Annotated in this window: 11 protein-coding genes; 6 read left to right on the top strand and 5 right to left on the bottom strand. The window is 70.0% G+C overall.

The genetic code is table 11. The features are described from left to right. Positions 1-109: 109 nt before the first annotated feature. Positions 110-853: a class I SAM-dependent methyltransferase gene (locus ACI2K4_RS33855; protein WP_404517261.1), complete on the bottom strand. Its 744-nt coding sequence runs from the start codon at positions 851-853 to the stop codon at positions 110-112. A 244-nt stretch (positions 854-1097) separates the two neighbouring features. Here ACI2K4_RS33855 and lysS point away from each other — a divergent pair, with 244 nt between their 5' ends. From lysS to ACI2K4_RS33840, 3 genes are all read left to right on the top strand, one after another. Next, positions 1098-2552 carry a lysine--tRNA ligase gene (gene lysS, locus ACI2K4_RS33850; protein ID WP_404517265.1) on the top strand — a complete coding sequence of 485 codons (1455 nt, stop codon included), beginning with the start codon at positions 1098-1100 and terminating at the stop codon, positions 2550-2552. Between the two features lie 107 nt (positions 2553-2659). After that, positions 2660-3010, top strand: a complete 351-nt coding sequence (locus ACI2K4_RS33845; protein ID WP_404517260.1) for an Lsr2 family protein — start codon at positions 2660-2662, stop codon at positions 3008-3010. A 576-nt stretch (positions 3011-3586) separates the two neighbouring features. After that, positions 3587-6118 (top strand): ATP-dependent Clp protease ATP-binding subunit, encoded by a 2532-nt coding sequence (locus ACI2K4_RS33840; RefSeq protein ID WP_121157508.1) that lies wholly within the window; start codon positions 3587-3589, stop codon positions 6116-6118. A gap of 141 nt (positions 6119-6259) precedes the next feature. Here ACI2K4_RS33840 and ACI2K4_RS33835 read toward each other — a convergent pair whose 3' ends face one another. Next, positions 6260-7201 carry an A/G-specific adenine glycosylase gene (locus ACI2K4_RS33835; RefSeq protein WP_404517259.1) on the bottom strand — a complete coding sequence of 314 codons (942 nt, stop codon included), beginning with the start codon at positions 7199-7201 and terminating at the stop codon, positions 6260-6262. A 191-nt stretch (positions 7202-7392) separates the two neighbouring features. Here ACI2K4_RS33835 and ACI2K4_RS33830 point away from each other — a divergent pair, with 191 nt between their 5' ends. The 3 genes from ACI2K4_RS33830 to ACI2K4_RS33820 all read left to right on the top strand — a co-directional run bounded on the left by ACI2K4_RS33830 (position 7393) and on the right by ACI2K4_RS33820 (position 9413). After that, positions 7393-7905, top strand: coding sequence for a glycine cleavage system protein R (locus ACI2K4_RS33830; RefSeq protein WP_404517258.1), 513 nt, complete (start codon positions 7393-7395; stop codon positions 7903-7905). A 71-nt stretch (positions 7906-7976) separates the two neighbouring features. After that, the gene (locus ACI2K4_RS33825; protein ID WP_404517264.1) at positions 7977-8552 is read left to right on the top strand and encodes a peptide deformylase; all 576 of its coding nucleotides are present in this window, start codon (positions 7977-7979) and stop codon (positions 8550-8552) included. A gap of 120 nt (positions 8553-8672) precedes the next feature. Continuing rightward, a complete protein-coding gene (locus tag ACI2K4_RS33820; protein WP_404517257.1) occupies positions 8673-9413 on the top strand; it encodes a hypothetical protein in 741 nt (246 codons plus the stop codon). Between the two features lie 54 nt (positions 9414-9467). Here the strand turns inward: ACI2K4_RS33820 and disA are convergent, their stop codons facing one another. From disA to ACI2K4_RS33805, 3 genes are all read right to left on the bottom strand, one after another. Continuing rightward, positions 9468-10652, bottom strand: coding sequence for a DNA integrity scanning diadenylate cyclase DisA (gene disA / locus ACI2K4_RS33815; RefSeq protein WP_404517256.1), 1185 nt, complete (start codon positions 10650-10652; stop codon positions 9468-9470). A gap of 163 nt (positions 10653-10815) precedes the next feature. After that, positions 10816-12258, bottom strand: a complete 1443-nt coding sequence (radA, locus tag ACI2K4_RS33810) for a DNA repair protein RadA (RefSeq protein WP_404517255.1) — start codon at positions 12256-12258, stop codon at positions 10816-10818. A gap of 106 nt (positions 12259-12364) precedes the next feature. Next, the gene (locus ACI2K4_RS33805; RefSeq protein ID WP_404517254.1) at positions 12365-13111 is read right to left on the bottom strand and encodes a hypothetical protein; all 747 of its coding nucleotides are present in this window, start codon (positions 13109-13111) and stop codon (positions 12365-12367) included. Positions 13112-13187: the final 76 nt, after the last annotated feature.

The following is a 13187-nucleotide window of genomic DNA, read 5'->3' as shown; positions in this document are numbered from 1 at the left end:
TCGGCTGGGACACCCCAGCCGAGCGCCTCGCTAAACTCCTAACCGTCACCGACTAACCACCGTGTTGCAACGACCCCTGGAATCCGCCGCGTTAACAAGGGGCCCTTCCTTACACCCGGCGGGCGCGGTAGGCGGTGGTCCGGTACGGCAGTTCGAAGCTCTCCAGCCCGGCCAGGTCGGGATGGTTGGTGGCGAGGTCGCGTACGGCCGACTCCAGCTCGCGCCGACGCTGCGGTGACGCGGTCAGATAGTAGGAACGGGTGCCGACCAGCCCGACCAGGGTGTCGGCGGTGTGACGGGTGGCGTGGGTGAACTCGGCCCGCTCCAGCGGCTCGAACCATTCACCGAAGGAGGTCAGGTCCGGGGCGGTGTCGACGCTGGACCGCCCGGCGAAGTTGGCGAGCAGGCGGCTCAGCTCGGCCACCCACGGCACCGACTCGTCCCGGCTGTTCCAGATCGGGGCGAAGCGCCCGCCCGGACGCAGCACCCGGGCCACCTCGGCGTGCGCGCGCTCGCGATCGAACCAGTGGTACGCCTGGCCGGTCATGACCACGTCGGCGACGCCGTCCGGCAGTGGCATCGACTCGGCGCTCCCGGCCAACGCCGTCGTGCCCGGCGTGGCGAGGTCGAGCTGGGCCCGCATGCCGGGGTCCGGCTCGACCGGTACGACCCGGTGCCCGAGCCCGAGCAGTTGCCGGGTCAGGATGCCGGTGCCGGCGGCGAGGTCGACCGCCTCGACCGGCGCGGGTGCGTCGACCGCCCAGGTGAGCGCGGTCAACGGATAGGCCGGACGGAACCGGTCGTAGGTCGCCGCGGCGGTCCCGAACGAGAGTGCCTGTTCAAGATCTGCCATGCCGCTCATGCTAGCCATCCGGGCCTTCGCGAGTCGTTCGACGCCATCGGGGTCAGGTGATGCCACCGGGGTCTTTTCCGGGTTGTCCGATGCCATGGGGGGTCTTCCCGGGGTTATCCGATGTCCGGGCCTGAAGCACTTGAGTAGGCTCGGGGAACTCTGCCGAACCACTGTCCTGAGGAAGCCTGCCGTGACCGAGCACATCCCCGCCCCCGCCGACCCCGTGGACGACCTTCCGGAGCAGATGCGGGTACGACGGGAGAAGCGGGACCGCCTGCTCGCCGACGGCGTCGAGCCGTACCCGGTCGGATACCCGCGTACCGCGAACCTGGCCGAGGTCCGCGCCCGGTATGTCGACCTCGCCACCGACACCGCGTCCGGCGACACCGTCGCGGTGACCGGTCGGGTGATCTTCGTACGGAACAGCGGCAAGCTCTGCTTCGCCACCCTGCGTGACGGTGACGGCACCGAGATCCAGGCGATGATCTCCTTGGACAAGGTCGGTGCCGAGCGGCTGGACGAGTGGAAGCGCCAGGTCGATCTCGGTGACCACATCGGGGTCACCGGCGAGGTGATCACCAGCCGGCGCGGTGAGCTCTCCGTCCTGGCGGACTCCTGGACGATCACCGCGAAGGCGCTGCGGCCGTTGCCGGTGGCGCACAAGCCGCTGAGCGAGGAGGCGCGGGTCCGGCAGCGTTATGTCGACCTGATCGTCCGGCCGCAGGCGCGGGAGACCGTACGCACCCGGGCCACCGCCGTACGGAGTCTGCGCGATTCTCTGCACGCGCGCAGTTTCGTCGAGGTGGAAACCCCGATGCTCCAGTTGCTGCACGGTGGGGCTACCGCCCGGCCATTCGTGACGCACAGCAATGCACTGGACACCGATCTGTACCTACGAATCGCCCCGGAGCTTTATCTCAAGCGCGCCGTGGTCGGCGGGATCGACCGGGTCTTCGAGATCAACCGCAACTTCCGTAATGAGGGCATCGACTCGTCGCACTCACCGGAGTTCGCGATGCTCGAGATGTACGAGGCATACGGCAACTACGACACTATGGCCAAGCTCACCCGGGAACTGGTGCAGGAGGCGGCGTACGCGGTGAGTGGCTCGCACGTCGTGACGCACGCCGACGGTGCCGAGTTGGACCTGAGCGGCGAGTGGCGCTCGACCACTCTCTTCGGCTCGATTTCGGAGGCGCTCGGCGAGGAGGTGACCGTCGCGACCGATCGTGGCCAGCTCGTGCGGTACGCGGAAAAGGTGGGCCTTGGGGTCGATCCCAAGTGGGGGCCGGGCAAGCTCGCCGAGGAACTCTTCGAGGAGTTGGTGGTTCCCGGCCTGCGCGAGCCGACGTTCGTACGGGACTACCCGGAGGAGACCAGTCCGCTCGTCCGCGCCCACCGTGACCAGCCAGGACTCACCGAAAAATGGGACCTGTACGTCCTCGGATTCGAACTCGGCACCGGCTACTCCGAACTAGTGGACCCGGTGGTGCAGCGGGCCAGGCTGATCGCCCAGGCGCAACTGGCAGCCAAGGGCGACGATGAGGCAATGCGGCTGGACGAGGACTTCCTCCGCGCGTTGGAGTACGGAATGCCGCCCTCGGGGGGCGTCGGAATGGGAATCGACCGGCTCCTGATGACCCTCACCGGCCTCGGAATTCGGGAAACCATCCTGTTCCCCTTGATCCGCGCGGAGTAGTCGCGTAAGTCGGTTGAGTAATTTCCGGGTCCTATTGACGCAACGAGCGCGTAACGGGCTATTGTGCTCTTGTTTGCGGAACACCCTGCTCGAGAGGATTACGGCACGTGGCCAAGCAGATCATTCACAAGCTTGTCGATGACCTTGACGGCGGCGACGCGGAAGAGACCGTCAAGTTCTCGCTCGACGGCGTTCAGTACGAGATCGACCTGTCGAAGAAGAACGCAGGCAAATTGCGGGACCTTTTCAGCCCGTACGTCGCGGCCGGCTCGAAGGTCGGTCGGGGCGGTGTGGTCGTCGGTGGCCGGGCCGCTCGCGGGCGCGGTGGCGCCACCGCCGACCGGGAGCAGAACAAGGCGATCCGGGCCTGGGCCAAGAAGGAGGGCCGGGACATCTCCGACCGTGGGCGCATCCCCCAGGAGATCGTGGACGAGTACCACGCCAAGGCTGGCCGCTGAGTCGTGTTGATCGACCGGCCGCTGCGCCGGGTCCGGAGCGGATTTGACGCTTCTGGCCCGGCGCTGGTTTTTTGTGTCGCTGCGTCTGGTTTGGCTGTTCGATGTCTGGTTCGGGGCTGACCGTGCCCGGTTCGGGGCTGACCATGCGGGGGTGGGGCTTCAGGGGTGCTGCCGTGGGGTGGTGCTCGCCGTGGGTGTCGTGGGTGCTGCTCGCTCTGGCGGGCGTGAGTGGTGGGTGGAAGATCCGTTGGGTGAGGTGGGAACGAATCGGGCAGGTCGGGCGTTGTCCACAACCAGTGGAAGAGTTATCCACAAGCTGTGGATGAACTCGGGACTGCCTGTGGACGTCGGACTGCCCGGCTGGATTTCGCTCTACGCGTAGAGCCGAGGGCCGGGGAACATGCTCTGAGCGCGGGCAGTTGGGAAAAAACGTCGCGGACGTGGCGCATTCCAGCAACACACGACCTCAAGAGAGTCGGTTCGCGGCGATAGAGTGATGGCACGGGTGTCACCTGGACGCCCGGGCGCTGGCCCCGCCAAGATCAATGGCGCACGGCACGTGAGGAGCACGAGGGCATGTTCGAGCGGTTCACCGACCGAGCGCGGCGGGTTGTCGTCCTGGCTCAAGAAGAAGCCCGGATGCTCAACCACAACTACATCGGTACGGAACACATCCTGTTGGGTCTCATCCACGAGGGCGAAGGCGTCGCCGCCAAGGCTCTGGAGAGCCTGGGCATCTCCCTGGAGGGCGTCCGCCAGCAGGTCGAGGAAATCATCGGCCAGGGTCAGCAGGCGCCGAGTGGGCACATCCCGTTCACGCCGCGGGCCAAGAAGGTGCTGGAGCTGTCGCTGCGCGAGGCGCTGCAGCTCGGCCACAACTACATCGGTACGGAGCACATCCTGCTCGGGCTGATCCGTGAGGGTGAGGGCGTCGCCGCCCAGGTGCTGGTCAAGCTCGGCGCCGACCTCAACCGGGTCCGCCAGCAGGTGATCCAGCTCCTCTCCGGCTACCAGGGCAAGGAACCGGCCGCCGCCGGAGCCGCGCCGGGTGAGGCCGCGCCGTCGACCAGCCTCGTGCTGGACCAGTTCGGCCGGAACCTGACCCAGGCCGCCCGGGAGGGCAAGCTCGACCCGGTCATCGGGCGCGAGAAGGAAATCGAGCGGGTGATGCAGGTGCTCTCCCGCCGTACCAAGAACAACCCCGTCCTGATCGGCGAGCCCGGGGTCGGCAAGACCGCGGTCGTCGAGGGGCTGTCCCAGCGGATCATCAAGGGCGAGGTCCCGGAGACGCTCAAGGACAAGCAGCTCTACACGCTTGACCTGGGTGCCCTGGTGGCTGGCTCGCGCTACCGCGGTGACTTCGAGGAGCGCCTGAAGAAGGTGCTGAAGGAGATCCGCACCCGCGGGGACATCATCCTGTTCATTGACGAGATCCACACCCTGGTCGGCGCGGGCGCCGCCGAGGGCGCGATCGACGCGGCGAGCATCCTCAAGCCGATGCTGGCCCGTGGCGAGCTGCAGACCATCGGCGCGACCACGCTCGACGAGTACCGCAAGCACCTGGAGAAGGACGCCGCGCTCGAGCGCCGGTTCCAGCCGATCCAGGTGGGTGAGCCGTCGCTCGCCCACACCATCGAGATCCTCAAGGGTCTGCGGGACCGGTACGAGGCCCACCACCGGGTGAGCATCACCGACGCCGCGCTGGTCGCCGCAGCGACGCTGGCCGACCGGTACATCTCGGACCGCTTCCTGCCGGACAAGGCGATCGACCTGATCGACGAGGCCGGTGCCCGGATGCGCATCCGCCGGATGACCGCGCCGCCAGACCTGCGCGACTTCGACGAGCGGATCGCCCAGGTGCGTCGGGACAAGGAATCCGCCATCGACGCGCAGGACTTCGAGCGGGCGGCGCAGCTCCGGGACAAGGAGAAGCAGCTGCTCGGCCAGAAGGCCCAGCGGGAGAAGGAGTGGAAGGCCGGCGACCTCGACGTCGTGTCCGAGGTCGACGACGAGCAGATCGCCGAGGTGCTGGCGAACTGGACCGGTATCCCGGTCTACAAGCTCACCGAGGAGGAGACCTCCCGGCTGCTCCGCATGGAGGACGAGCTGCACAAGCGGGTCGTCGGCCAGGAGGACGCGGTCAAGGCGGTGTCCAAGGCGATCCGGCGGACCCGGGCCGGTCTGAAGGACCCGAAGCGGCCCTCCGGCTCGTTCATCTTCGCCGGCCCGTCGGGTGTGGGTAAGACCGAGCTGTCCAAGGCGCTCGCCGAGTTCCTCTTCGGCAGCGAGGACGCCCTCATCCAGCTGGACATGTCCGAGTTCCACGACCGTTACACGGTGTCCCGGCTCGTCGGTGCGCCTCCCGGATACGTCGGTTACGACGAGGGTGGCCAGCTGACCGAGAAGGTGCGTCGGCGGCCGTTCTCGGTGGTGCTCTTCGACGAGATCGAGAAGGCCCACCCGGACGTGTTCAACACCCTCCTGCAGATCCTGGAGGACGGTCGGCTCACCGACGGTCAGGGCCGGATCGTGGACTTCAAGAACACGGTCATCATCCTGACCACCAACCTGGGTACGCGGGATGTCGCCAAGGCGGTGTCGCTCGGCTTCCAGGCCTCCGAGGATTCCGACTCGAACTACGAGCGGATGAAGCAGAAGGTCAACGACGAGCTGAAGCAGCACTTCCGTCCGGAGTTCCTCAACCGGATCGACGACACGATCGTGTTCCACCAGCTCAACCAGAACGAGATCCTGCACATCGTCGACATCATGATCCAGCGGATCGAGACCCAGCTCCGCAACAAGGACATGGGGTTGGAGCTGACCGACAACGCCAAGAAGTACCTGGCGAAGAAGGGCTTCGACCCGGTGCTGGGCGCCCGGCCGCTGCGTCGGACGATCCAGCGCGACATCGAGGACAACCTGTCCGAGCGGATCCTGTTCAACGAGCTGACCCCCGGTCAGATCGTGGTGGTGGACTGCGAGGGTGACCCGGAGAACATCGACAAGTCCAAGCTGGTGTTCCGTGGCGCGGACAAGCCGGTGCCGGTGCCCGACGCGGTGCCCGCCGACCTCGGCAACACGGCCGCGGCAGGAGCCGACGAGTAACAGCAGGCACGAACAACAAGCGGCCCCGGTCGGGATCCCCCGACCGGGGCCGCCCCCTTCCCCACCCAACCCCCCACCCCCTCCTCCCCCCTCCCCCACCCCGTTCGCGATCTAGGGCAAATCCGCGTGATTGCAGATCAACTAGCGTTGATCTGCCCCTAGATCGACGGGGCGGAGGGGCGAGGGGGAGGGGGAGGGGGGTGGGGTGTCGCCGGGGAGGGTGTAGGTGGTGTGGGAGTGGTGGTTTACCAGGCCGTCCTCGACCAGGGTGGCGAGTGCGCGGGCGCGCTGTACGTCGTCGGACCAGACCAGGTCCAGTCGGTCCCGGGAGACCGGGCCGGCGGTCTCCCGCAGTACGGCCAGCAGCAGACCGCGTACCTGCCGGTCGGTGCCGGCGTAGCGCTGGGGGCGACGGGTCGGCCCGGCCGGCGCCGGTTCACCCGAGGCTAGCCAGGCGCACCGGTCGGAGAGTGGACAGTCCGTACAGCGGGGTGCGCGGGCGGTGCAGACCAACGCGCCCAACTCCATGAAGGCGGCGCTGGCCCGGGCCGCCACGGCGGGCTCCACCGGCAGCAGTTCCTCGGTCGCGACCAGGTCGGCCGGACGGGTGGTCGGTCCCGCGTCGGCGGCTCCGGCGACCGCGCGGGCGACGAGTCTGCGTACGTTCGTGTCCACCACCGGGTGCCGCTGCCCGTACGCGAACGCGAGCACCGCGCGCGCCGTGTAGTCGCCGATTCCGGGCAACGCGAGCAGCGCGTGCAGATCTGCGGGCACCTCGCCACCGTGCCGTTCCACCAGTGCAGACGCGCAGTCGTGCAACCGCAGCGCCCGGCGGGGGTAGCCCAACCGGCCCCACATCCGGATCGCCTCCGCCGCCGGATCGGCGGCGAGTTCGGCTGGCCCGGGCCACCGGGTCAGCCACGCCTGCCAGGCGGGTAGTACGCGTACCACCGGGGTCTGCTGGAGCATGACCTCGCTGACCAGCACCGGCCAGGCGCCGATCCCCGGCTCGCGCCACGGCAGGTCGCGCGCGTTCTCGTCGTACCACCGGACGGCCACGGTGGCGAGCGTTGGTTCGGACATCGCGCCCGATCCTGTCACGACCACGGCCCACGCCGGAGTTGGCCCGCGATGTCGGGCGCTGTTGGCTTGGCGCGGCGCCCGGGGCGGGGGCCAGCACGGGTTTACCGGAGGACTCGGGCGGGCGTCCCGAGAGGTGGACCGGTACGCCGGGCCGGGGCGGTACAGGGGCGCTGATCGGGCAGAATGCGCGGATGAGCCAGCTCGCGATCACCGTCATCGGTCCCGACCGCCCCGGCATCGTGGCCGACGTGGCGGAGGTGCTGGCCCGTCTCGGCGCCAACCTGACCGATTCGACCATGACCCGGTTACGGGGCCACTTCGCGATGACCCTGATCTGCGTCGGGCCGGGCGCCGACGAGGTGGAGGCCGCGCTGCACCCGCTGAGCGCGGACGGCCAACTGCTGACCAACGTACGGGCGTTGCGGGCTGACGGGGAGCAGCCTCCGGCGGGCGACCCGTACGTGCTGGCGGTGCACGGCGCGGACCGGCTCGGCATCGTGGCCACCGTGACCCGGGTGCTGGCGGAGTACGGGGGCAACGTCACCGACCTGACCACCCGACTCAGCGGAGCGCTCTACCTGATCGTGGCCGAGGTGGACCTGCCGCCGGAGAGTGCCGGCCCGCTCACCGCGCGGTTGACCGAGGTGGCCGCCGGGCTGGACGTCGGGTTGACCCTGCGGCGAGCCGATTCGGACCTGTTGTGACCCCCGCCGAAGACGCCGGCCGGGAGGTGGATGTCGCCGGCCTGGGCGACGGTGCCGGCCGGGAGACGGAGATTGTTGGTGCGGGCCGGGAGTTCGAGGTTGTCGGCCTGGGGGACTGGGATCTGGCCGTGCTCGGCACCGGGGGGCGGGTACGCCCGGTGCTCACCGCGCCCGCCGCGCCGCTCGGCCGCGCCGGCGCCGAGGTCGACCCGACCGCCGACGAGGTGGTACGGCTCGCCGCCGACCTGGTTGTGACGATGCGGGCGTCGCCCGGTTGCGTGGGTCTCGCGGCTCCGCAGATAGGTGTCGGAGCGCGGGTCTTCGCGGTGGACGTGACCGGCCACCCGAAGGCGCTGACCGTGCACGGCACCTTCGTGCTCTGCAACGCCACGATTGTCGAGGCGACCCGGTGGCGGCCCGGACGGGAGGGCTGCATGTCGGTGCCGGATCTGACCGGCGACGTGAAACGGGCTAGCCGGCTCGTGGTGACCGGTCAGTTGCCCGGCACCGGACAGGCCGTACGGCTGGTTGCCGACGGCTTCGAGGCGCGGGCGCTGCAACACGAGATCGACCACTGCGCCGGGCTGATCTTTCTCGACCGGGTGGCCGGCGCGCACGCGGTCTACCAACGCAAGGTTTACCTGTGACATCTGCCGGATCCGCTTACCTGGTAGGGGATCGCGGGCGGGGGAGTACGGATTCCGTGGCCGCCAACCCCGGCGCGTCGCGGGAGTACGCAGAGCCCGTCCCGATACGGTGAGGGCATCATGCGTTTGACGGTTGGCCCCCTGTCACCCGCCGTCTACTGGCGGCGTCGAGCCGTCGTGCTCGGTGCGGGTTTGCTCTTCCTGATCGTCGTGCTCTTCTCGTGCAATCAACCCGGCAAGTCCGGTCCGAACGGCGCGAAGAGCACACCGCCACCGACGTCGAGTCCGACGCCCGCGTCGACCCCCACCGGTCCGTTGCTCATCCCGGAGACCGGCGCGCCGTCGGTTCCCGAGGGGAGCGACGGTGGTGACCCGGGAGCAGCCGACCCCGGTGCCGCCGACCCGACCGGAGCGCCGGCCGGCGACCCACCGGTGGGTACGGTGCCGGAAGTGCCGCCGCCCGCGCCCGGCTCGTGCACGGACGAGGAGATCTCGGTGGTGCCGGTGCCGTTGGCGAAGTCCATCCGGACGGGCGGCACGGTCGGGCTGAAGCTGGTGATCAAGAACATCTCCAACCGCACCTGTAGTCGTGACCTCGGTGCCGACCTCCAGGAGGTCTTCATCAAGAGCGGTGCCGAGAAGATCTGGTCTTCCGACACCTGCGGGGTGAAGGGCAAAGAGATGGTCTCGCTGGTGCCGGGGGTGGAGCACACCTACCAGGCGGACTGGAACGGCAACCGGGACACCAAGTGCAACGGCTTGCTGGCCGACGGCCCGGACACGGCACCCGGCGAGTACCAGATCTTCGCCCGACTCGGCACCAAGCACAGCGACCCGGTGGCGTTCACCATCACCGACTGAGTCGCCGCCTCCGGCGCCGCGCAGCGTACGCGGGCGGCGCCGGGGCGGGTCAGGTCAGACGTAACGTTCGAGGATGGACGCCTCGGCGAGCCGGGAGAGTCCCTCACGTACGCCACGGGCGCGCGCGTCGCCGACACCGTCGACCGCCTGGAGGTCTTCGACCGTGGCGCCGAGCAGTTGTTGCAGGCTGCCGAAGTGACCGACCAGACGGTCCACCACCGTACCGGGGAGCCGGGGCACCTTGGCCAGCAGCCGGAAGCCGCGTGGGCTGACCGCCGCGTCCAGGGCGTCCGAGGCGCCCGGGTAGCCGATCGCCTTCGCCACGGCCACCAGGTCGATCAGCTCGGTCGCGGTGAGCAGGTCGAGTTCGACCAGTGCCTCGTCCAGGGTGCGCGCCTTGCGCCCGCTGGGCAGGTAGTCGCGGATCACCAGGGTCCGGTCGGCGTCGACGCCGGCCATCAGCTCGTCGAGTTGCAGGGCGAGCAGCCGGCCGTCGGTGCCGAGTTCCACCACGTAGCCGGCGATCTCGTCGGCGATCCGGCGGACCATCTCCAGCCGCTGGACCACGGCGACCGCGTCCCGCACGGTGACCAGGTCCTCGATCTCCAACGCGGAGAGCGTGCCGGAGACCTCGTCCAGTCGTAGCTTGTAGCGTTCGAGCGTGGCGAGTGCCTGGTTGGCCCGGGAGAGGATCGCGGCCGAGTCGTCCAGTACGTGTCGCTGGCCGTTGACGTAGAGGCTGATGATCCGCATCGACTGGCTCACCGAGATGACCGGGTAGCCGGTCTGCCGGGCGACCCGCTCGGCGGTGCGGTGTCGGGTGCCGGACTCCTCGGTCGGGATCGACGGATCGGGCATCAGGTGCACCGCCGCCCGGACGATCCGGGTGCCGTCGCTGGAGAGCACCACCGCACCGTCCATCTTGCACAGTTCGCGGACCCGGGTGGCGGAGAACTCGACGTCGAGCGGGAAGCCGCCGGTGCAGAGTGTCTCGACCACCTTGTCGTAGCCGAGCACGATCAGCGCGCCGGTACGGCCGCGCAGGATGCGCTCCAGCCCGTCGCGGAGCGCGGTGCCGGGCGCCATCAACGCCAGATTGGCGCGCAGCGGATCGCCGGTGGATCCGGGAACGTTCACGATCACCCCCGCGCTGACGGTACGCGCCAGCGAGCCCACGGCGATGCCGCGGACAGGGGCACTCGCGCCAGCGCTTCTGCTCGCGTCGCGGTCGGTCGGCACCCGGACAGTCTACGGATCGGCATGCACTCGGTGCTGCCGCGGTTACTGTGATGTGCCACTTCGTCCGTTCCCTCCGCCGCGATCGGGGCCGGCGTCGTGATGACGCCCACCATCCAGGTGTCTGTCACTTTCGTCCGTACGGGAGATCTCTGGGACTTTCCGGTCACTCGGCCGAGACGCGCGCGGCCTGTTGCAGGGCCGATCGTACGTCGGTCACTTCCCATACCCGCATGTTCTCCTGGCTGACCCCGGTCGATTCGGGGCCGCAACCCTGCGGCACGAGGGCAAAACGGAAACCCAGCCGGGCCGCCTCGGCCAGCCGGCGAGGCACCGCACCGACCCGGCGCACCTCGCCGGTCAGACCCACCTCGCCGATGGCCACCAGGTTCGGGGCGATGGCGAGGTTGAGCCCGCCGGAGGCGACGGCGAGCGCGACCGCCAGGTCGGCCGCCGGCTCCACCACCCGGATGCCACCCACGGTGGCGGCGAAGACCTCCCGGTCGTGCAGGGTGAGCCGTTCGGTCCGCCGTTGCAGCACGGCCAGCACCATGGCCAGCCGGGCCGAGTCGAGACCGGAGACGGTGCGCCGGGGCGAGCCGGCGACGGTGGCCCCGATCAGCGCCTGGACCTCGGTGAGCAGGGCCCGGCGTCCCTCCATGGCCACCGTCACGCAGGTCCCCGGAACGGGCTCGGTGTAGCGGGTGAGGAAGAGCCCGGACGGGTCGGCCAGGCTGCTGATCCCGCCCTCGTGCATCTCGAAGCAGCCGACCTCGTCCGCGGCACCGAAGCGGTTCTTCACCCCGCGCACCATCCGCAGCGAGGAGTGTTTGTCCCCCTCGAAGTGCAGCACCACGTCGACCAGGTGCTCCAGCACCCTGGGCCCGGCCACCTGGCCGTCCTTGGTGACGTGGCCGACCAGCACGGTGGCGATGCCGCGTTCCTTCGCGACCGAGACCAGCGCGGCGGTCACCGCCCGGACCTGGGTCACCCCGCCGGGCACGCCGTCACTGGCCTGGGTGGCGATGGTCTGCACCGAGTCGAGCACGAGCAGGCCGGGCTTGACCGCGTCCAGGTGGCCGAGCACCGCGCCGAGGTCGTTCTCCGCCGCGAGGTAGAGCCGCTCGTGCAGGGTGCCCATCCGCTCGGCCCGTAGCCGTACCTGGCTGACCGACTCCTCGCCGCTGACCACCAGGGAGGGGGTCCCGGCCACCGCCGCCCACTGCTGGGCCACGTCGAGCAGGAGGGTCGACTTGCCCACGCCGGGCTCACCGGCGAGCAGCACCACCGCACCGGGCACGAGGCCGCCGCCCAGCACCCGGTCCAACTCGCCGATGCCGGTCGGTCTGGCCTTCGCCGGGGCGGCACTGATCGTCGCGATCGGCCGGGCGGGCTCGCCCGGGACCCGGGAACTGACCACCCGCCCGGCCACCGTGGGGCCGCTGACCGTGGTCTCGATCACGGCGCCCCACTCGCCGCACTCCGGGCACCGCCCCACCCACTTGGGCGGCTGGTGTCCGCAGGCGTCGCACTGGTAGGTGGGCCGGGGTTCGCGAGCCGCGGCTCGGGAGCGGGTGGGGGTGGCGCGCGGAGCGGGGGGCGGGGTCACCCCGCGACGTTAGCCAATCCGTACGACGAATCGGGCCGGTCGTGGCAACTGCCACGCCGGCCCGTTCGACGATCCGGTCCCGGGAGGGAAACCCCCGCCCGTACGGTCAGCCGCCGTGTCCCTCACCCTCGGGCACGATCGGGGTGGCCACCGGGGCAGGGGTCAGCGGGATCGCGACCGGGGCGGCGGTCTCGATCCGCTGGCCGCCGAAGTCGAAGACGAGCTGCACCGACTGGCCGGGCTTCAGGTCGCTGCTGAGTCCGGCCAGTTGCAGGAAGCTGCCGCTGGTCGGGTTGAGCACGACAAACTCGTGGGCCGGGATCTCGATCCGGGCCGGCTGGTCGACCGGGGCGGCGCTGCTCGCGCTCGGGCTCGGCGACCCGGAGCCGGACGGGTTCGCGCTGCCCGAGGGGTCGGCGCTGCCCGACGGGTTCGCGCTGCCGGACGGGTCGGCGCTGCCGGACGGGTTCGCGCTGCCGGCGGCCGACGGCGAGGCGCTCGACGGGTTCGGCTGCGGGCTCGGCGCCAGCTTGCCGCCGAGCACCACGGCCCGGGCGCTGGTGGTGGTGACCGTGAGGGTCACCGGGTTCGCCGAGTCGTTGTAGATGGAGACCTCGAGCGGCGCGTCGGACCCGGCCGGGTAGCCCTTGGTGTCCTTGTAGACAACCGCGAGGTTGCGGAGCTTGAAGGCGTTGTCCCCCGTCTGGGTGTTGATCCCGGAGACGGTGGGTCGCATGGCGGCGGTTTCCGCGATCTGGCCCGTCCCGCACCCGGAGAGCAGCAGGGCGGTAGCGGTCGCCGCGCCGCCCAGCAGCAGCGCGGCCCGCCGGGGTCGCCTGATCGAGCGCGTCACGTCGGTCCTCCTCGTTGCGATCCACGCCCGGCTGGCACCGGGCGCGGTGGCCATACCCGCGCAGACCGGCCTCCAG

The sequence above is a fragment of the Micromonospora sp. NPDC050397 genome (genome assembly GCF_044901685.1).
Taxonomy (GTDB): Bacteria; Actinomycetota; Actinomycetes; order Mycobacteriales; family Micromonosporaceae; genus Micromonospora_G.
This window is presented reverse-complemented; position numbering and strand designations above follow the sequence as displayed.

Bases quoted from the DNA above. Each gene is read 5' to 3' on its own strand.
- ACI2K4_RS33855 (WP_404517261.1), bottom strand. From the start codon at position 853: ATGGCAGATCTTGAACAGGCACTCTCGTTCGGGACCGCCGCGGCGACC.
- ACI2K4_RS33830 (WP_404517258.1), top strand. From the start codon at position 7,393: ATGAGCCAGCTCGCGATCACCGTCATCGGTCCCGACCGCCCCGGCATC.
- ACI2K4_RS33840 (WP_121157508.1), top strand. From the start codon at position 3,587: ATGTTCGAGCGGTTCACCGACCGAGCGCGGCGGGTTGTCGTCCTGGCT.
- ACI2K4_RS33820 (WP_404517257.1), top strand. From the start codon at position 8,673: ATGCGTTTGACGGTTGGCCCCCTGTCACCCGCCGTCTACTGGCGGCGT.
- ACI2K4_RS33835 (WP_404517259.1), bottom strand. From the start codon at position 7,201: ATGTCCGAACCAACGCTCGCCACCGTGGCCGTCCGGTGGTACGACGAG.
- lysS (WP_404517265.1), top strand. From the start codon at position 1,098: ATGCGGGTACGACGGGAGAAGCGGGACCGCCTGCTCGCCGACGGCGTC.